General features: G+C 55.4%; 21 protein-coding genes. 11 read left to right on the forward strand and 10 right to left on the reverse strand.

All coding sequences use genetic code 11. The annotated features are described in order from the left end of the window. A partial coding sequence (locus ACFQPC_RS15605) for a histone H1-like DNA-binding protein (protein WP_465261807.1) occupies positions 1–370 on the forward strand: 370 nt, incomplete at its 5' end. Positions 371–462: 92 nt separating this feature from the next. Beyond that, positions 463–1,005 (forward strand): YggT family protein, encoded by a 543-nt coding sequence (locus tag ACFQPC_RS15610; RefSeq protein WP_012080825.1) that lies wholly within the window; start codon positions 463–465, stop codon positions 1,003–1,005. Between the two features lie 52 nt (positions 1,006–1,057). Here ACFQPC_RS15610 and ACFQPC_RS15615 read toward each other — a convergent pair whose 3' ends face one another. From ACFQPC_RS15615 to ACFQPC_RS15650, 8 genes are all read right to left on the reverse strand, one after another. After that, positions 1,058–1,990 (reverse strand): carbohydrate kinase family protein, encoded by a 933-nt coding sequence (locus ACFQPC_RS15615; RefSeq protein WP_382272767.1) that lies wholly within the window; start codon positions 1,988–1,990, stop codon positions 1,058–1,060. Positions 1,991–2,075: 85 nt separating this feature from the next. After that, entirely contained in the window at positions 2,076–3,248 is a 1,173-nt protein-coding gene (locus ACFQPC_RS15620) for a DUF3426 domain-containing protein (RefSeq protein ID WP_382272768.1), read from the reverse strand. A gap of 7 nt (positions 3,249–3,255) precedes the next feature. Continuing rightward, positions 3,256–4,188 (reverse strand): 50S ribosomal protein L11 methyltransferase, encoded by a 933-nt coding sequence (gene prmA / locus ACFQPC_RS15625; protein WP_382272769.1) that lies wholly within the window; start codon positions 4,186–4,188, stop codon positions 3,256–3,258. 143 nt (positions 4,189–4,331) lie between these two features. Further along, positions 4,332–5,693 carry an acetyl-CoA carboxylase biotin carboxylase subunit gene (accC, locus tag ACFQPC_RS15630; protein ID WP_012080821.1) on the reverse strand — a complete coding sequence of 454 codons (1,362 nt, stop codon included), beginning with the start codon at positions 5,691–5,693 and terminating at the stop codon, positions 4,332–4,334. A gap of 97 nt (positions 5,694–5,790) precedes the next feature. Next, complete coding sequence (gene accB, locus ACFQPC_RS15635) at positions 5,791–6,252, reverse strand: acetyl-CoA carboxylase biotin carboxyl carrier protein (RefSeq protein WP_382272770.1); 462 nt, start codon at positions 6,250–6,252, stop codon at positions 5,791–5,793. 79 nt (positions 6,253–6,331) lie between these two features. Then, positions 6,332–6,769, reverse strand: coding sequence for a type II 3-dehydroquinate dehydratase (gene aroQ / locus ACFQPC_RS15640; RefSeq protein ID WP_012080819.1), 438 nt, complete (start codon positions 6,767–6,769; stop codon positions 6,332–6,334). Positions 6,770–6,852: 83 nt separating this feature from the next. Further along, positions 6,853–7,374, reverse strand: coding sequence for a TlpA family protein disulfide reductase (locus ACFQPC_RS15645; protein WP_382272771.1), 522 nt, complete (start codon positions 7,372–7,374; stop codon positions 6,853–6,855). Positions 7,375–7,376: 2 nt separating this feature from the next. Further along, on the reverse strand, positions 7,377–7,991 hold the full coding sequence (locus tag ACFQPC_RS15650; RefSeq protein ID WP_382272772.1) for a hypothetical protein: 615 nt from the start codon (positions 7,989–7,991) through the stop codon (positions 7,377–7,379). 74 nt (positions 7,992–8,065) lie between these two features. On the opposite strand from ACFQPC_RS15650, the gene mpl reads away from it, so the two are divergent. From mpl to corA, 8 genes are all read left to right on the forward strand, one after another. Continuing rightward, complete coding sequence (mpl, locus tag ACFQPC_RS15655; RefSeq protein WP_382272773.1) at positions 8,066–9,439, forward strand: UDP-N-acetylmuramate:L-alanyl-gamma-D-glutamyl-meso-diaminopimelate ligase; 1,374 nt, start codon at positions 8,066–8,068, stop codon at positions 9,437–9,439. Continuing rightward, complete coding sequence (locus tag ACFQPC_RS15660) at positions 9,436–10,020, forward strand: YqiA/YcfP family alpha/beta fold hydrolase (RefSeq protein WP_382272774.1); 585 nt, start codon at positions 9,436–9,438, stop codon at positions 10,018–10,020. The genes mpl and ACFQPC_RS15660 overlap by 4 nt, the downstream gene beginning before the upstream one ends. Next, a complete protein-coding gene (locus tag ACFQPC_RS15665) occupies positions 10,017–10,607 on the forward strand; it encodes a chorismate--pyruvate lyase family protein (RefSeq protein ID WP_382272775.1) in 591 nt (196 codons plus the stop codon). The genes ACFQPC_RS15660 and ACFQPC_RS15665 overlap by 4 nt, the downstream gene beginning before the upstream one ends. Before the next feature lie 110 nt (positions 10,608–10,717). Then, positions 10,718–12,781 carry a ribonuclease catalytic domain-containing protein gene (locus tag ACFQPC_RS15670; protein WP_382272776.1) on the forward strand — a complete coding sequence of 688 codons (2,064 nt, stop codon included), beginning with the start codon at positions 10,718–10,720 and terminating at the stop codon, positions 12,779–12,781. A gap of 79 nt (positions 12,782–12,860) precedes the next feature. Continuing rightward, the gene (locus tag ACFQPC_RS15675; RefSeq protein ID WP_382272777.1) at positions 12,861–13,751 is read left to right on the forward strand and encodes a TonB C-terminal domain-containing protein; all 891 of its coding nucleotides are present in this window, start codon (positions 12,861–12,863) and stop codon (positions 13,749–13,751) included. Further along, positions 13,752–14,567 (forward strand): shikimate dehydrogenase, encoded by an 816-nt coding sequence (aroE, locus tag ACFQPC_RS15680; protein ID WP_382272778.1) that lies wholly within the window; start codon positions 13,752–13,754, stop codon positions 14,565–14,567. 91 nt (positions 14,568–14,658) lie between these two features. Then, entirely contained in the window at positions 14,659–15,354 is a 696-nt protein-coding gene (gene mtgA / locus ACFQPC_RS15685; protein WP_382272779.1) for a monofunctional biosynthetic peptidoglycan transglycosylase, read from the forward strand. Between the two features lie 421 nt (positions 15,355–15,775). Continuing rightward, positions 15,776–16,741, forward strand: coding sequence for a magnesium/cobalt transporter CorA (gene corA / locus ACFQPC_RS15690; RefSeq protein ID WP_382272780.1), 966 nt, complete (start codon positions 15,776–15,778; stop codon positions 16,739–16,741). Positions 16,742–16,783: 42 nt separating this feature from the next. Here the strand turns inward: corA and hemL are convergent, their stop codons facing one another. Further along, on the reverse strand, positions 16,784–18,082 hold the full coding sequence (hemL, locus tag ACFQPC_RS15695; RefSeq protein ID WP_382272781.1) for a glutamate-1-semialdehyde 2,1-aminomutase: 1,299 nt from the start codon (positions 18,080–18,082) through the stop codon (positions 16,784–16,786). Between the two features lie 34 nt (positions 18,083–18,116). Then, complete coding sequence (thiD, locus tag ACFQPC_RS15700; protein ID WP_382272782.1) at positions 18,117–18,965, reverse strand: bifunctional hydroxymethylpyrimidine kinase/phosphomethylpyrimidine kinase; 849 nt, start codon at positions 18,963–18,965, stop codon at positions 18,117–18,119. A gap of 54 nt (positions 18,966–19,019) precedes the next feature. Here thiD and ACFQPC_RS15705 point away from each other — a divergent pair, with 54 nt between their 5' ends. Further along, positions 19,020–19,214 carry a rubredoxin gene (locus ACFQPC_RS15705; RefSeq protein ID WP_012080806.1) on the forward strand — a complete coding sequence of 65 codons (195 nt, stop codon included), beginning with the start codon at positions 19,020–19,022 and terminating at the stop codon, positions 19,212–19,214. Positions 19,215–19,270: the final 56 nt, after the last annotated feature.

The following is a 19,270-nucleotide window of genomic DNA, read 5'->3' on the forward strand; positions in this document are numbered from 1 at the left end:
AAAGCCAGTGGCTAAAAAAGCAGCAGCTAAAAAGCCAGTAGCTAAAAAAGCTGTAGCTAAAAAAGTCGTTGCTAAGAAAAAGCCAGCGGCCAAAAAAGCAGCAGCCAAAAAGCCAGCGGCTAAAAAAGCAGTTGCTAAAAAAGCTGTAGCGAAAAAGCCAGCAGCAAAAAAAGCAGCCGCTAAAAAGCCAGCAGCTAAGCCAGCAGCCAAAAAAGCTGCAGCTAAAAAGCCAGTTGCTAAAAAACCTGCAGCTAAAAAAGCAGCGCCTAAAAAGCCTGCCGCCAAGCCAGCAGCAGTAGCAGCACCTGCAGTCAAGACGGTGTTGAATCCGGCAGCAGCATGGCCGTTTCCAACGGGCACACGTCCGTAAATCCAGGTTCGCCTGGATGCGCTTGATTAATTTCAGGCACAATCCCGCTGTGTGGCTTTTGTCGCACAGCGGTTTTTTTTTAAGGAGCCTCCGTGCTGGATAGTGTATTTACGCTGATTATCGATACCGTCGCCATCGTGCTGGCGGGTGCCTTGCTGCTCAGATTCTGGATGCAGGCGGTTCGCGTGCGTCCACCGATGGAGTTGGCACAATTTACCTATCAATTGACTGATTGGCTGGTACGCCCGTTGCGCCGTGTATTGCCCGGTGCCGGTGGTTATGACTGGGCCAGTGTGATTGGTGCTTTCCTGGTGGCGTTGGCGGCAACAGCTGTTGACTTGCTGCTGCGTGGCGGCTTCAGTGCGCAGACGCTGCTATTGTTGTCCTTGTTGCGGGTGGTGCAGTGGGCATTGTATGGCCTGATTGGCCTGATCCTGATTGAAGTGATTTTCAGCTGGGTGAATCCACGGGCTCCGCTGGCACCGTTTGTCCGCGCCCTGAATGATCCGTTGATGCGGCCTTTGCGCCGCGTGGTGCCTTTGATCGGGACGGTGGATTTATCGCCGCTGGTTGCGCTGATCCTGCTGCGCATCGCGATTCAGCTGGTCACTACCCTGGTGGCAGCACTGCTGTAGACACATATTTGTGCGGCCCGGCCTTGCGCCGGCACCGCACTTTGCCTATCAGTTACAGGCGATAGCCGAAAGCCTGCTGGAAGCGATCGTCGATTTCTGCACGCGACAATACATGGTTTTGCGGACCTTGATGCGCGATCTTGATCGAACCCATCAGGCTAGACAAGCGGCCGGTCGTCGCCCAATCCATATTGTTGGTCAGGCCAAACAACATGCCGGCACGGAATGCGTCGCCGCAACCGGTCGGATCGAGTACCTGTTCAGCTTTGACGCATGGGATATTCAAGTGTTCGCTGCCGGTGAAAATCTCTGCACCTTGTTCACCGCGTGTGACGACCAGTGCGGATACGCGTTCCGCGATCTGTTTCAGTGACAGGCCGGTACGCTCGGTCAGCAATTCCGCTTCGTAATCATTGACGGCGACGTAGGTTGCCAGCTCAATGAAATTCTTCAATTCATCACCATTAAACATAGGCAAGCCCTGGCCCGGATCGAAGATCAGTGGGATATCCAGGTCGGCGCAGTGCTGTGCGTGCTGCAGCATGCCGTCACGGCCGTCCGGTGCGACGATGGCGATGGCCACTTTGCTTGCATCTGCGACCTTGTTGTAATGGGAAAAGCTCATCGCGCCGGGATGGAAGGCATTGATCTGGTTGCCGCCGGCATCAGTCGTGATGAAAGCCTGGCCGGTGTAGGAATCGTCTATGGTTTTCAGGCATTGCTGGGAAATCTGCAATTGCTCGAGGCGCTCGCGGTAGGACGCGCCATCCTGCCCTATGGTCGCCATGATCAAAGGATCGCCGCCCAGCATTTTCAGGTTGTAGGCGATATTGCCGGCACAACCACCGAATTCGCGGCGTATCGTCGGTACCAGGAAAGATACGTTGATCTTGTGCAACTGCTCGGCCAGCAAGGCTTCAGCGAAACGACCTTCAAAGGACATGATGGTATCGAATGCAACGGAACCGCAGATTAAGGATTTCATATTAAGTAGGGAACAGGCCAGAGTAAGAAATTGGTCGCAATCATACACTGTGCCGCGGCATTGCGGCATTCAGTGAGACCGTGGTTCATGGATAGAACAGGTAGACGCGGTAACCCGATGCTTTCAGCTGCGTCAGTTCAAAAGATAATTTGACGCTGCGTTCACTGTTGGCGCTAAAGCCGATGCGTACATCTTCGCTATTGTGCAGATAGTCGGCAGGTGTAAAGACGCGCCTGAGCAGGGGTTTCTCGTTGATGTCATTGAGCGTCAATTCTATATGCGGCCATTCCTGATACGTACTGCTGTAGTTGCGTAGCAGCGTAGTGAGTACAAACGTATCCTTGTTGTTGGCCAGCGTTTGCAGTTCGCTGGACTCGATCGATACCTGGTCGATTTGTGCCGGCAGGTCGATGCGACAACCCAGCAGTTCACAAGTCTGGATCAGGGCCGGTTTGGCTTGCGGGAACCAGCCGGCAATTTGATTGCGGAATACATATGCGCCCTGCAGCAAGGCAGCGATCAGCAAGATGAAGCAGCTGACGCCAAGGAAGATGCGCAGCTTGCGGCTCAGGCGCTGTTTGCGCCGACCACGTTTGAGGAAGTCGGGTTCATCATCGGCATCGACTGCATCCAATGCATCTTCGCTTGCGGCTTGGGCGGACTTCCGGCTGCGGCGCCACGGTTTGCGTTGCAAATCGTTGATGGCCTGGTCCAGCTCATTCGGATCGTAAGTCGAAGCGGTGTTTTCTGCATTGATTTCATCCGGCAAGTCGCGCGTGAAATCCAGCAAGGTCATGCGCTGCAGCGGGTCTTCCGGTTTGTTTGCTTCGTAGGCGGGATCCGGCACATACTGGTCGGCGTCGCGTTCAAAGCCGGCCGGGATATCGAAATCGAGCTTGCTGGCGGCAGTGACTTCGGCTACCGGCTCTTCCGTGTCAGCGCTTGCAGTTTCATCCGGCTCGTCGGGAATGGATTCATTGCTATCGGCTATGGCCGGAGCACTGTCTTCGTTGGCGTCTTGTTCTATCTGCGGCGCAACAGCCGTGGCCTGGACCTGAACTTCTGTGGTTTCTGTGTTGGTGGTGGCGGGCACGGCTGGTGCCGCCGAGGTCGGATCTTCCGACGGCAGCAGGTTTTCTATGCCGTTAAAGATTTCCTTGCAATAACCGCAGCGCACCAGGCCTGCGCGCAACTTCAATTGATCATGCGCGACGCGAAACGTCGTTTGGCAGTGGGGACATTGAGTCGCGAGTGCCATGAGCGCGTTATGCCTGGCCGGATTCCGGACCGGGAGGAAGTTGGCCGGCGAGGGCAACCCAACCTTCATGTTCGGCCCAGACGCTGAGCTTGATGAAAGGGGCGTAAGCGGCGCTGACTTCTTCTACCTGGGTCGCAAGCACACCCGACAATATCAGTTTGCCGCCCGGCTTCACGCGTCCGGACAACATCGGTGCCATGACTTTGAGCGGGTTGGCGAGGATATTCGCGACGACCACATCAAAGGTATGCGCATGGCCGGAGTTCGCAAATTCGTCCGGCAGGTAATAGGCAACTTCGCAATGATTGCGTTCGGTATTGAAGAGTGCCGACTTGATCGCTTGCGGATCGATATCGATGCCGATAACGTCAGTCGAACCGAGCTTGGCCGCCACCATCGCGAGGATGCCGGAGCCGCAACCGTAATCGAGTACGCTCAGGCCGACCGGCGGATGCGCTTCCAGCCATTCCATGCACAGGCGTGTGGTCGGGTGGCTACCGGTGCCGAAGGCGAGGCCGGGATCCAGTTCCAATACCAGTGCCTGCGGATCAGGTGCATCGTGCCAGCTCGGCACGACCCAGATATTTTTACCGATATGGATAGGTTCGAATTGCGATTGGGTCAAACGTACCCAATCCTGTTCTTCTACCGCGCGCAGCGTAAAGGCAACATCTGTGGCAGCGAGGCCAACCGCCTGGGCGGCTTCGGCAACGATGGCGGCCTGGTCGGCTTCGATCGGTGTCAGTGCGACCACGCGGCTGTGTTCCCATGCCGCTTCTGTCGGTTCCATGCCGGGCTCGCCGAACAAAGGTTGCTCGGCGTCAGTGCCGAAGTCAGCGTCCTCTACCGAGACTGATAATGCGCCAGCCTCCATCAGCGCATCGGATAATGCTTCCGCATGCGTACGGGCGACTTCGATCACAATTTCGGTCCAGCTCATGAATACCTCGATGTACTTTACTGTCAGCCATTATAGGGGCTGTGTGCCCGCAAGGGGCAGGGTGATGATAGTTTGTATTCGCTGTAACAATCAAATGGAATGATTGTTACAGCGATTGGCTCGCCGCCAGGGAATGGTGCTGCTTACTCTTTAGGCAAATCAGGTTTGTTCGCCAGTTTTTGCTCGAGGTAATGGATGTTGGTGCCGCCTTCGATGAAGCGTGCATCCACCATCAATTCACGATGCAATGGGATGTTGGTCTGAATGCCTTCGACCACCATTTCCGACAAAGCGATCTGCATGCGCTTGATAGCCTGTTCGCGGGTTGCACCGTAGGCGATGACCTTGCCGACCATCGAATCATAGTGCGGCGGCACGTAGTAACCGGCATAAGCATGCGAGTCAACCCGGATGCCAGGACCGCCCGGCGCGTGCCAGGAAACGATCTTGCCCGGCGAAGGGGTGAATTTGAACGGATCTTCGGCATTGATACGGCATTCGATGGCGTGGCCGCTGAGGATCACGTCACGTTGACGGAAACGCAGTTTCTCGCCGGCAGCAATACGGATTTGTTCTTGTACGATATCGATGCCGGTAATCATTTCGGTGACCGGATGTTCGACCTGGACGCGGGTGTTCATTTCAATGAAATAGAACTCGCCGTTTTCGTACAGGAATTCAAAAGTGCCGGCGCCGCGATAGCCCATCTTGCGGCAAGCTTCGGCGCAACGGTCACCGATGCGTTCTATGGTTTTGCGTGGAATGCCCGGCGCTGGTGCTTCTTCCAATACTTTCTGGTGGCGGCGCTGCATAGAGCAATCGCGTTCGCCCAGCCAGATGGCATTTTTGTGTTCGTCGGCGAGGATCTGGATTTCCACGTGGCGTGGATTTTCCAGGTACTTCTCCATATACACTTCCGGATTGCCGAAAGCGCTGCCGGCTTCTGTCTTGGTCATGGTCACGGCATTCAGCAATGCCGCTTCGGTATGCACGACGCGCATGCCGCGTCCGCCACCGCCACCGGCTGCTTTGATAATGACCGGGTAACCAATCTTGCGTGCGATCTGTACGATTTCTTTCGCATCATCCGGCAATGCGCCTTCTGAGCCGGGGACGCATGGCACACCGGCCTTGATCATCGCCTGTTTGGCCGATACTTTATCGCCCATCATGCGGATCGAATCGGAACGTGGGCCAATGAAGACGAAGCCGGATTGTTCTACGCGTTCGGCAAAATCAGCGTTTTCGGACAGGAAGCCGTAGCCGGGATGGATCGCTTCGGCATCCGTCACTTCCGCCGCGCTGATGATGGCCGGCATATTCAGGTAGCTCAGTGAAGAAGGTGCCGGGCCGATACAAACGGACTCGTCGGCCAGCTTGACGTATTTTGCGTCGCGGTCTGCCTCGGAGTGGACAACCACGGTCTTGATGCCCATTTCGCGGCAGGCGCGCTGGATACGGAGCGCGATTTCGCCGCGATTGGCGATGAGGATTTTTTCAAACATAGTGGAAATTGGACTCGTCGTTATAAGGATGGAATCGAATCAGCGAGAGTGGAAGAGGGGCGGCGTGTGCGCCTGTATAGCCCCTGCTGCCATCTTATTAGCCGATGATAAACAACGGTTGGCCAAACTCGACCGGTTGGCCGTTTTCGACCAGGATTTCCTTGATGACGCCGGAAGCGTCAGCATCGATTTCATTCAAGAGTTTCATTGCTTCGATGATGCACAGGGTATCGCCTTCCTTGACTACCGAGCCGACTTCGACAAAGGCCGGCGAGCCTGGAGCGGAAGAGCGGTAGAAACTGCCGACCATAGGTGATTTGACGACGTGGCCTTTGATTTCAACTGGCGCTGCAGCGACTGGTGCGGCGGCGGCAACTGGTGCTGCTGCGGGCGCATATTGCGCTGGTGCGCCTTGCGGTTGCATCATCACGACTTGGTTTTGCGGTGCTGCCGAAGATTTGACGATACGGACTTTGCTTTCGCCTTCCGTCACTTCCAGTTCAGCGATATCTGATTCTGCGACCAGATCAATGAGGGTCTTGAGCTTGCGTAAATCCATGTGAATTTCCTTGGAAATTTTAATTTTTATGATTGAAGATGGCGGCAATTATAAGTCATTTGCCGACAAATGGGAGAAATTAGAGCTTTTTGAGTGCAAAAGAGATGGCTGCTGCATATCCTTCGGTACCCAAGCCGCATATCACGCCGACGGCGATGCCGGACAGATAGGAATGGTGGCGGAATGCTTCGCGCTGGTGAATATTGGAAACGTGAATTTCCACAAATGGAATGGCAACGGCGGCCAATGCATCGCGCAATGATACGCTGGTATGCGTGAGTCCGCCCGGATTAATCACGATGGCATCGATACCTTCTTTTTTCGCGGCCTGGATGCGGTCTATCAACGCACCTTCGTGATTGCTCTGGAAGGTGGTCAATTTGGCACCGGCTTGCGCAACCTGTTCGCTGGCAGCACGTTCCACATCGGCAAGAGTGGTGGCGCCATAGACCTCAGGCTCGCGCGAACCCAATAAATTCAGGTTCGGGCCGTTTAATAAAAGAATATTTTTTGCCATGGAGATGCAACTCCGTTTGACGACGATGGCCGCATTTTGCCGCTAAATGGCGCTGATTGGCAAGGAAAAATCTTGCTTTACGCTTAAAGAGCAGCGATGTCCGCGCGTAATTGATCCATCTTCAGGCGTCCCAGGTAGGTCTTGCGCACATCGCCTTTCGGTCCAATGATAACGGTGAAAGGCAGGCCGCCAGACTGGTTGCCGAATTGGCGCGACAGCTCGCTGCCGGTCAGGCCGGCTATATAAAGTGGATAGGTAATTTTGTATTTGGCGGCAAACTCGCGGATATTGCTCGGCGAGTCGATGCCGACGCCGAGGATCTGGATATGCTTCCCAGCCAGCTCGGTTTGTAATTCAGTCAACTCAGGCATTTCTTCCACGCAAGGTGCGCACCATGTTGCCCAGAAGTTAACAATCAGCGTTTTGCCCTGCCATTCGCCCAGCGTATGCATTTTGCCGGCGCTATCTTCCATTTGCTGGGCAAAGAAGGTGGCGACGGCCGGCGATTCGGGAGCGGCCGGGCTGTGGTGCTTATTACCGAAGTAGATGCCGATGGCAGCAAAGAACACGGCGATAGCGCCGAACAACAATACATTACGTTTCATATTTACTCGTTTTCCCCGGATAGCAGTGCGCGCACAGATTCTATATCAGCCCGCTCGTTACGGCCGGATGGCGATTTTTTCAGGGCGCCGCGTAAATCATCGATTTCATACAAGGCCAGGTGCACGCCTTCCTGCTGCCAGATGAAACTCAGGGTTTCTACCGGTTCGTTATGGCCTTTGAAGTGGCTGGATTCCGATACGTCAAAATCCACGCCTTTATTTAATAAGTAAATCTCCACATCTTTCGGGCTTTCCGCGAACAATTGCAGATGGATGTCCGAATGTTCGCCGGCCGTGCCGTTCAGGATTGCGCCGGTCAGATGCGGCTGGAAAGGTGTTAGTTCCGCCATTAGTCGTACTGCCAGTTGGCGTAAATGCAATAAGCGCGCGGGCTGGGTGTCGCTGAAAAACAGCTCGTTATACTGGCGGACTTCGTCCTCGATCTGGCTGTTGTCCGGCAGGATATTGCCGCGCACCTTGCCATTGCCCAGTATCTGTTTCACCGCCTTGCGTTTGGCGGTGCCGTAATCAAGCCCGTCTTCGGCAATCAGGCGTGCGGCGGCTACGGCGATTTCGGCACGCAGCAATTCTGTATCGGACAGGGGGTGAGTTGACATGGCGCGAATGATACTCCCGCCGACAGAAGCCCATCGTCGGGTAAAATCTCGTTATTCCAATCCGAAATTGTACAATGCATATCCACATACTTGGCGTTTGCGGCACCTTCATGGGTGGTTTGGCAGTTCTGGCAAAGGCCGCCGGGCATACGGTTACCGGATGCGACGCGAACGTCTATCCGCCTATGAGTACCCAGCTTGAAGCGCAAGGCATCAAGCTGATCGAAGGTTACGGTCCCGAACAGATTAGCCTGGCTCCTGATTTATATGTCGTCGGCAATGTCGTCTCGCGCGGCAATCCGTTGATGGAAGAAATCCTCAATCGCGGCTTGCCATATACCTCCGGCCCGCAATGGATAGGCGAGCACATCCTGCAAGGTAAGTGGGTGCTTGCGGTGGCAGGTACGCACGGTAAAACCACAACTTCGTCGATGCTGGCCTGGATACTGGAAGATGCCGGTTACGACCCGGGCTTCCTGATTGGCGGCGTGCCGATGAATTTTGGCATTTCTGCGCGCCTGTCCGGCAGCGGCAAGGAATCCTCATTCTTCGTGATCGAAGCGGACGAATACGATACGGCTTTCTTCGATAAGCGCAGCAAGTTCGTGCACTACCACGCGAAGACAGCGATCCTGAATAACCTGGAATACGACCACGCCGATATTTTTCCTGACCTGCAGGCCATAGAAACCCAGTTCCACCATCTGGTGCGCACCGTGCCCGGCGTTGGGCGCGTGATTGCGAATGGTCGTGAAGCTTCGTTGCAGCGCGTATTGCAGCGCGGCTGCTGGAGTGAGAGTGAGTGGTTTGGCGGCAAGGATGGCTGGTCGTTGGTTACGCACGATGACGGCAATTTCGACGTGATCTTCAATGGTGAATTGCAGGGCACGGTGCAGTGGTCGCTGACCGGCGAACACAATCGCATGAATGCACTGGCGGCCATCGCCGCAGCACGTCACGTCGGCGTGTTGCCGGCGCAGTCGATCGCTGCACTGGGGCAGTTTGAAAATGTGAAGCGGCGCATGGAATTGCGCGGTACCGTCAAGGACATCGCGGTGTATGACGACTTTGCGCATCATCCGACCGCGATCGCGACCACGGTTGAAGGCTTGCGCAAGAAGGTTGGCAAGGCGCGCATCCTGGCAGTGCTGGAACCACGTTCGAATACGATGAAGCTGGGCACGATGAAAGAAGCCTTGCCCGGCAGCCTGGTCGATGCCGACCTGATATTCGGTTATGGCGCCAGCGGTAACGGCAAGGATGCCTTGGGCTGGGACCTGGCCGAAGCGCTGGCACCTTTGGGTGAGAAGGCGCGTGCCTTTCATGATTTACCGGCATTGGTACAAGCCATTGCGCAGAGCGCGCAAGCGGGTGACCAGGTGTTGGTCATGAGCAATGGCGGTTTTGGTGGCGTGCATCAAAAAATTCTGGATGCGCTGGCTAAATGATTTTGTATTTGCACGGTTTTCGTTCGTCACCACTCTCGTTTAAAACCAGTTTGCTGGCCGCCCGTATGCAGACCCTGGGGCGCGGCGATGAATATGCCTGTCCGCAGTTGCCGGCGTCGCCGCGCGCTGCGATTGAACTGGCACTTGCTATTGCGCAAACAGTCCCGCCTGCCGAGCTCATACTGATAGGATCTTCGCTCGGTGGGTATTACGCCACCTGGCTGGCGGAGAAACTGGGTTGCCGCGCGGTTTTACTGAATCCGGCGGTGCATGCAGCACGTGATCTGGCGACGCAAGTTGGTGTCAAAACGCAATATCACTCGAATGAGGCATTTGAATTCAAGCGCGAGTATATTGATGAATTAGCGGCGCTGGCAGTGCCTGCGATTACGCATCCGGAACGCTATTTCCTGATGGCCGCGACCGGTGATGAATTGCTCGACTGGCGCGAAATGGTGGCGCAGTTTGCCGGTGCCAGGCAGCGTGTGATCCAGGGTAGCGACCACGGTATTTCGGACTTTGCCGAATACGCGGATGAAGTATTGGCTTTTTGCGGTGTGGATACCGGGGTGGCGCAGTGAAGTATCGCTCGCATCGCTCGGTTACGCAGGCGCACTGGTTTGAGCACGTCAACGGTGTCCATGCATCACCGCAAATGCGCGGCTGGCTGACCGATTCGATGTCGCTGACGATGAAACTGGTGGCGCGTTGCGAGCATTTCCGCATACGCCGCCTGGTGCAACAGCATGCGCTGCCGCTGGCTGATGAATTTGAGAAGGTTGGTTTGCCCGACCGTCGCCTGGTGCAGGAGCGGGAAGTATTGCTGTGCTGTGATGACACACCTGTCGTCTATGCACACACGATAGTGCCGCTGTCCGCCACTGCTTCCGACTGGCCTTTCTTCGGTCGCCTCGGTGAACGTTCGCTGGGAACGACCTTGTTTGGCGATCCGCGGGTCTGGCGCGGCGAACTTGAATATGCACGGCTGTCGGCACAGCATCCGCTGGTCTTGCGCGCTGCGGCTGCCTTGGGACAGGCCTTGCCAAGTCCCTTGTTTGCGCGCCGCTGTTTGTATCGCCGCGGCAAAGGTTTATTACTGGTGACAGAAGTTTTTCTCCCCAATCTGGCTACGATCCGGCAGAATCCGCACGCCGAGAGGAAAAGCTAAATAACACAGCGCAGCGATGCGCCTAATCCATGCAGCAATCGACTCCGCCTGCCAGCGTGAGCGATCAGTAGACGAAGCTGTTCGAACAATTATTAAATGCAAAGTATTGAATGAATCTATTTTTTGATGAATCCGGCGACTTCAAAGCCGGCGTCGCGATGTCGCAGCAAGGCGAGGCATATCAGGTTGAAATGCCTTCCGGCAAACGCAGCAAGGTGAGATCCAAGGATGTCCTGCTGCAGTTTGCCAGCCCTGCGCCGGCGGAATTCATGACGGACGCGCAAGCCATTGCAGCAGATATCGATCTCGATTTTCTGTGGGAAGTGGCGGGCCAGGAAGAGTTCGGCTTTGCTGAGTTGGGTGCCGAGTATTTCGGCCATGAACCGAAACCACATGAAGCGGCCGGCTTGATCCTGCGCTTGCATGCGGCACCGATTTATTTCTATAAAAAAGGTAAAGGCCGTTACAAGGCGGCACCGGAAGCTTCGTTGAAAGCGGCATTGGCCGGCGTCGAAAAGAAACGCCAGCAAGCCCTGGTGCAAGCGCAGTATGTCGAAGAATTAAAGGCCATGCGTTTGCCGGAAGCGATGCGTCCTATCGTACTGCAACTGCTTTTCAAGCCGGATAAGAATTCCATCGAATACAAGGCGCTGGATGCGGCCTGCACGGAATTGCAAATGGCACCGCAGCGCCTGATGCTGGCGGTAGGCGGGATTCCATCGGCCAAGGATTTGCATTTCTCCAAATTCCTGTTTGAATCTTTCCCCAAGGGTATCGGCTTCCCCGAGATTGCGTTGCCAAGCTTGCCGGAATTGCCGGTGGCCGATGTGCAGGCATTTTCGATTGATGATGTGACAACGACCGAAATCGACGATGCAATGTCGGTCACGCGCCTGCCGGATGGCAAGGTTTGTGTCGGCATTCATATTGCTGCACCGGGTTTGGGCATCAAGCGGGATGATGCATTGGATGTGATTGCGCGCCAGCGTCTGTCTACTGTCTATATGCCGGGCGACAAGATCACGATGTTGCCGGACGAACTGGTGGAAGAATATACGCTGGCAGAGGGACGGGTTTGCCCGGCCCTGTCCTTGTACGTTACGCTGGATCCGTCCGACTGGTCGGTGGTCGCCAGCGAAACACGCGCGGAGCGGGTACCGATTGCAGCCAATTTGCGTCACAACGATCTTGATGCTTACGTCACCGAAGATAATCTGGCGGCAGATGTTGGTGACTATCCGTACAAGGAAGATATCGCGCTGTTGTGGAAATGGGCGCAGGTCCTGGAGCAGGGCCGCATGGCCAAGCGCGAAAGCTTTGGCTTGCGGCCGGAACAAAATAATCGCGTCGACTTCAACTTTTATGTTGAAAACGATGTGGTCTCCATCCAGCGCCGCAAGCGTGGTGCGCCACTCGACAAAATTGTTGCTGAACTGGCGATCCTGACCAATAGCAGCTGGGGCAAGTTATTGCACGAACATGGCGTACCCGGTATCTATCGCGCACAAGGTGGCGGTTCCGGTAATGGCTGGGCGGCCAAGATGCAGGTACGGATGCAAACCCACGCGGCACCCCATCAAGGCCTGGGCGTTGATCAATATGCGTGGAGCACTTCGCCGCTGCGTCGCTATACCGATCTGGTCAATCAATGGCAAATCCTCGCATGCATAGAGCATGGCGTAACCGCTCCGCTGGTTGCACCTTTCAAGCAGCGTGATGCCGATCTGTTCGCAATCGTGTCGGCCTTCGATGCGGCTTACAGCGCGTATGCTGCCTTCCAGGCCGATATGGAACGCTATTGGTGCCTGCGCTGGCTGAGCCAGGAAAAAGGCGAGGCCGAGACCATGAAGGTCGAAGCGGCAGTCTTGAAGGAAGAAATCCTGCGCCTGGTCTATATTCCATTGGTCATCAAGCTGTCCGGTATGCCGCAGGTGGCACGCGGTTCGCAAGTCAAACTGGATTTGCTGCGCTGGGATGAAGTGGATTTGACGGTTGAAGCACGCCTGCTCGATATCATCCAGGATGCCGGCGCCAGTACCGCCGCGGCGGCCGAACTGGACGATGAAATGACTGACGATATGATGGAAGGTGATGCCGAGCCGGTGCCTATTGAGCCGGAGTTGCTGGAAACTGCCGTGCCTGACCCGGCCGCAAATCCTGCTTCGGCCGAATAAGCCGGCTCGATTCCACTGGATCAGCCCGGCTTTGCCGTAAAATTCATTTCTTTAATTACTATTGCTGACTATCCCGCACGTGAAGTCTTTTTTCCAGAATCGCTTTTTGTCTGCCGCCGTCACGATTTCCGTGCTGGCGCATGCGGCGTTGCTGGCCGTGCACTTCACGCCGCCGGAAGCCTTCAAGTTCAAGCCGACCGACCCGGGGCTGGAAGTGATACTGGTCAATGCCAAGCATGACAAGCAGCCACTGAAAGCGGATGCGCTGGCGCAAGCCAACCTGGATGGTGGTGGCAATGCCGATGCCGGTCGTGCCAAATCGCCATTGCCGGATCTGCGTAAAAGCGAAGATGGCGATAGCGCAAAAGCAGCCCGGCGCAAGATAGAAGAGCTGGAGCGGCATCAGCAAAAACTGCTGGCGCAGATGGAAAAGAAAACAGCGGTCCACACGCCTAAAGTCAGTGATGTCGAACCGGTGAAAGATTTGCCCCCGCAACGCAATGCGGTGGATATGCTGGATAGTGCGAAAGCCTTGTTGCGCCGTGAAGCAGAAATTTCGCGCAGCATAGAGGACTACAACAAGCGTCCAAAGAAAACCCAGGTGACGCCGAGCACACGCGAAGTGGGTTATGCGGCTTATTACAAAGCCTTGCAAGACCGTATAGAAAAAAACGGTACGCTGAATTTTCCGCAAAAAGACGGCAAGAAGTTATATGGTCAACTGGTGGTCTACATCCCCATTTTCCAGGATGGCACCATCTATATGAAAGAGGGCGGTCCACGCGTGGAGCGTACTTCCGGTAATCCTGCGCTGGACCAGGCCGCCCTGAACATCGTGCGACGTTCCGCGCCCTTCGGCAAATTCCCCGAGAATATGCGCTCGGTAGGCAAGGATGATGTGTGGGAAATTATTACGCGTTTCAACTTCACGCGTGACGATGCATTGCAAACCGAAACACGAGGCCAATGAGTGAGCACTGACCATTACGCAGTGATCGGCAATCCGATCGCACACAGCAAATCACCGGATATCCATGCACGTTTTGCCGCGCAAACGCAGCAGGATTTGACATACGATCGTTTGCTGGCGCCGCTCGATGGTTTCCTCGCCAGCGTGCAGAAATTCGTCGGCAATGGCGGCAAGGGTTTGAACGTGACGGTGCCGTTCAAGCTCGAAGCCTATGCGATGGCGAGTCGCCTGAGCGAACGTGCACGTGCTGCAGGAGCAGTAAATACGCTGAAATTCGAAAACGGCGAAATGCTGGGTGATAACACCGATGGCGTGGGCCTGGTGACGGACATCGTGCGTAATGCAGGTGTGGCGGTTGCCGGTAAAACGGTTTTATTGCTGGGTGCCGGTGGTGCCGCGCGTGGTGTGATCCTGCCATTGTTGCATGAAAAGCCGGCCAAACTGGTGATCGCCAATCGTACCCATGCCAAGGCGGTGGACCTGGCGGAACGCTTTGCACCGCAGCCCATACTTGAAGTCAGTGATTTCGGTGCACTCGACGATGCTTTCGATATCGTGATCAATGCTACCGCAGCCAGCCTTGCCTCTGAAGTGCCACCAATTTCGCCACGCGTTTTTGCCAAGCGTACTTTGGCATATGACATGATGTATGGCTCGGCGCCGACGCCTTTCATGCAGTTTGCTTTGGAACACGGCGCGACCGTGCGTGATGGTTTGGGTATGCTGGTGGAGCAGGCGGCGGAATCATTTTATGTCTGGCGCAATGTGCGGCCGGAGACCGCTGCAGTGTTCAAGGAACTGCGCGACAAACTGTAAGCTGCGCTGTATCCTGCGCTTACATCTGTAAGCGGGCTATTTCCCTCATGTTTTTTCAGACGTTTTTTACAATCAGGCAGACCATATAAAAATGAAAATACTGCGCAAGCTGCTGTTTTGGCTGATTGTCGTGCCGGTTCTTTTGGTGCTGCTGCTGCAACTGTATTTTTTCTTGCAGATAGGCTGGTGGGTGAATCACAACCCGAGCTCGACCAGCTTCATGCGACACCAGCTTTCCATCCTGCAGGAAAAGAATCCAAACGCGCAGCTCAAGCACAAGTGGATACCCTACAATCGCATTTCAAATAACCTGAAGCGCGCCATCATTGCATCTGAAGATTCCAATTTCTCCGAGCACGAAGGGGTGGATTGGGATGCCTTGCAAAAAGCCTATGAGAAAAATATTAAAAAAGGCAAGGTCGTAGCCGGCGGTTCCACCATCACCCAGCAACTGGCGAAAAATCTCTTCCTCTCCGGCGAACGCAGCTACCTGCGCAAAGGGCAGGAGGTGATCATTACTTATATGCTCGAGTACTGGATGGACAAAGAGCGCATTTTTGAAATCTATCTGAACGTGGTCGAATGGGGCGTCGGTATTTTCGGTGCCGAAGCGGCGGCCCAGCATTATTACGGTGTTTCGGCAGCGCAACTCGGTGCACCGCAGGCTGCTCGCCTGGCAGTCATGTTGCCGAATCCGCGCTTTTATGACGGACATCGCGGCACCGCTTACCTGGCGCGACGCACCGACCTGATCCTGCGCCGGATGAACTCTGCGGCCTTGCCCTGAGCGACTGCCGGCAGCAGTCATATTGCCTGTGTAAAAGAATAACTAAAGGACAAGGTGCCGGGCTTCATGCGCTTACGGATGTCCTTGCGGTAAAAATGCTGCAGTGCGCTATTCGCGGCTTGCTAGGCGTAGCACTTATCAGTACACTTGCGCTGTTTTCGTTTCCGGAGCCCTGAATTGGGTAGTCCTACTTATAGTTGTCCGCCGTCTTGCGACGGTCATTCCGCGAGATAGTGCTTTAGCGATCACCTTCCTTAAGCGTCTCTCGCCGGATTCGGTGAGTGGTCGCGTCCTGGCCTGTAAAGTTTGTTGCATGGCCGCGTTCCCTCAAAAAAGTTAATAAACTGCAGAGTTGGCGCTGCAGCATATGTTGTGTGTTTCATCAATCAAATTGATGTTTCCGGCGCGACAGGGAGAGCTAATGATCAATGTATTTGTATTGCAAAATGGCCGACTGAACCAGATCAATATCGACACGCGCGAGGATCTGGAAAAGGCTACGCCGGTATGGGTAGACCTGACCGACCCGAACGACGATGAGCGTGCGTGGGTCAAAAGTATTTATGGCGTGACCTTGCCGGGTGAGGATGATGTCAAGGACATCGAAGCTTCGGCACGTTACTACGAAGGTGAGAATGGCGACCTGCACCTGCGCACCGATTTCCTGCTCGAAGAAGATGATGGTCCATCACGTGTTGTGACGGTGGCTTTCATCCTGGCGCGCGACATCCTGTTTTCCGTACATCCTGAAGATTTGCCTATTTTCCGCCTGGTGCGCATGCGTGCGCGCTCGCGTCCCGGTTCGATCGCCGATTACAAGGATGTCTTGCTCGACCTGTACGCGACTGATGCCGAGTATTCGGCGGATGCGCTGGAAGGCGTTTATCAAAGCCTGGATGAGGTCAGCCGCAGCGTATTGCAGGAAGAGCTGAGCGATCAGGATGCGGCAGTCGCACTGAATGCGATTGCGCATGAAGAGGATTTGAACGGACGTATCCGTCGCAATATGATGGATACCCGGCGCGCGGTCAGCTTCCTGATGCGTGGCCGTTTATTGAATGCGGAGCAGTTTGAAGAAGCGCGCCAGATTATGCGCGATATCGAATCACTGGATGGCCACACCGCTTTCCTGTTCGACAAGATCAACTTCTTGATGGATGCAACGGTCGGTTTCATTAACATTAACCAGAACAAAATCATCAAGATTTTCTCGGTTGCTTCGGTCGCTTTCCTGCCACCGACGCTGATCGCCAGCATTTACGGGATGAACTTCAGGCTCATGCCGGAACTGGATTGGTCGCTGGGTTATCCATTGGCCATCGTATTAATGATTGCGTCTGCGGTTACCCCATTCTGGTATTTCCGTCGCCGCGGCTGGCTGAAATAAAACACCCCACGCATCACTTGGTGCGTGGGATCCCGCCTTCCATCAATCGTCGCAATCGTCCGCCAGTTGGGCAAACGCGGCGCGCGCTGCCTTGATACTGCTGTCGATGACGGCATCATCATGCTGGGCTGATACAAATCCCGCTTCAAATGCAGACGGCGCGAGATAGACACCGGCGTCCAGCATCGCATGGAAGAAGGCGTTGAAGCGTGTTTTGTCGCACTTCATCATGGTGTCGTAGGACACCGGCACTTCAGTCGCAAAATACAAACCGAACATACCGCCTACCGAGTTGGCGCAGAAGGCGATGTCCGCTTCGCGTGCAGCCGTGCTGAAGCCTTGTACCAGCTTGGCGCTTTGTGCTGTCAGGTTTTCATAGAAGCCCGGCGCCTGTATCAGTTTCAGCGTTGCCATACCGGCAGCCACAGTGACCGGATTGCCGGACAAGGTGCCGGCCTGGTACACACCACCTAAAGGTGCCAGGTGACGCATGATGTCGGCACGACCACCGAAGGCGGCGACCGGCAAGCCACCACCGATCACTTTGCCGAGTACGGTCAGGTCTGGTGTGATGCCGGATAACGATTGCGCACCGCCGAGGGCGACACGGAAACCGGACATTACTTCATCGAGGATCATCACCGCACCGTATTGCGTACAGACGCGGCGCATGGTGTGCAGGAACTCCGGCGTGGCCGGCAGCAAATTCATATTGCCGGCGACCGGTTCCACGATGACGCAGGCAATGGAGTCGCCCATTTCCTTGAACACGTTTTCCAGTTGCTGCGGATCGTTGTAATCGAGCACCAGTGTGTGCTTGGCAAAATCTTCCGGTACGCCAGCCGAAGTCGGGTTGCCGAAGGTCAGCAAGCCGCTGCCGGCTTTCACCAGCAAGGAATCGGCGTGGCCGTGATAACAGCCTTCGAATTTGATGATCTTGTCGCGGCCGGTCGCACCACGCGCCAGGCGTAAGGCGCTCATCGCCGCTTCGGTACCGCTGGACACCAGGCGCACCTGTTCAATCGAAGGCACCAGGCGGCAGATCAGTTCCGCCATTTCAATTTCAGCTTCGGTCGGTGCGCCAAAACTCAGGCCGCGGGTTGCCGCTTCCTGCACCGCCTTGACCACATCCGGATGCGCATGGCCGACGATGGCCGGCCCCCAGGAACCGATGTAATCGATATAGCGCCGGTCGTCGGCATCCCAGAAGTAAGGGCCTTCGGCTTTGGTGATGAAACGTGGCGTGCCGCCGACCGAGCGGAACGCGCGTACCGGCGAGTTGACGCCGCCCGGCGTACTGAGTTGTGCGCGGGCGAAGAGTTGATCGTTCTTGGATGACATGCGGGAACCGTAAGAAAAGTGCGGTGAAAAATAATTATTGTATTGGCGGCGGCAGGATATCGATGTGTTCATCGAACTCGCGCGCCCAGAAATAGCGATCCAGCACCAGCTTGCCCATACCCAGGCGTTGCGCATTGGCGATAGAGGCGATCGTGAATTCCTGTGCTTCAAATACCGCTTCCGGCACATCGATGCCATTCGCCAGCAGCGCGGCGATCGTTGCTGCCAAAGTACCGCCGGCACCACTATAGGAGCCGGAGATGCGTTGCCAGTTGTCGTGGCGGATTACGCCGCTTTCATCGAACAGGGTATTGGCGACATCGGTGAGGTCGGACGGCGTGCCGGTGACGAATACATACTCGCAACCCATTTCGATCAGGCGCATCGCATCGACCGCCATCATGTCTTCTTCCGACGGCTCGCGCCAGGTTTCGGCCATGCGTGCCAGTTCGACGGTGGACAGGATGAGGACGGTGGTTTGCGGGATCAGCAATTCACGCGTCGCCATCAACATGTCTTCACCATCCGGCCCCTGATCGGGCAGCGCGGACAGGAAAGGATCGAAGATCAGCGGGATATCCGGATAATCGGACACGATTTCGGCAATGGCCGAGACGTTTTCTATGCTGCCGACGGCGCCGACCTTGAAAGCGGCGACCGGCATATCCTCGAGGATCACGCGCGCTTGGTCGGCGACCCAGTCGGAATCGATGATTTGTGTATCTTCGATGCGGGCGGTATCGCCTATGAATAGGGAGGTTATCACTGACAGGCCGTGGCAACCCATGGCGGCAAACGAGGCCAGATCAGCCTGAATACCAACGGCGCCGACCGGATCGGTGGGGCCAAAGGTTAATATAAGCGGAGAAGTTTGGTTTTGCACGGCGGGTATATTAAGATAGCTGACTATGCATTTTAACTTGAAGGGCTGTCAGACGTGAGCAATAACGAAACATCGAACGAACAATTCCAAACCTGGATGTGCCTGATCTGCGGTTGGATTTACGACGAAGCCGCCGGTTTGCCGGAAGAAGGCATCGCGCCTGGTACGCGCTGGGCCGATGTGCCTATGAACTGGACCTGTCCGGAGTGCGGCGCGCGCAAGGAAGATTTTGAAATGGTGGCGATCTAATCAAGTAATCCTGCATTCCCAGCGTTGCGACTTCGGCAATTTTTGTTTAAAAACCA

The sequence above is a fragment of the Herminiimonas glaciei genome, from assembly GCF_042664955.1.
GTDB classification, from domain to species: Bacteria; Pseudomonadota; Gammaproteobacteria; order Burkholderiales; family Burkholderiaceae_D; genus Oxalicibacterium; species Oxalicibacterium glaciei.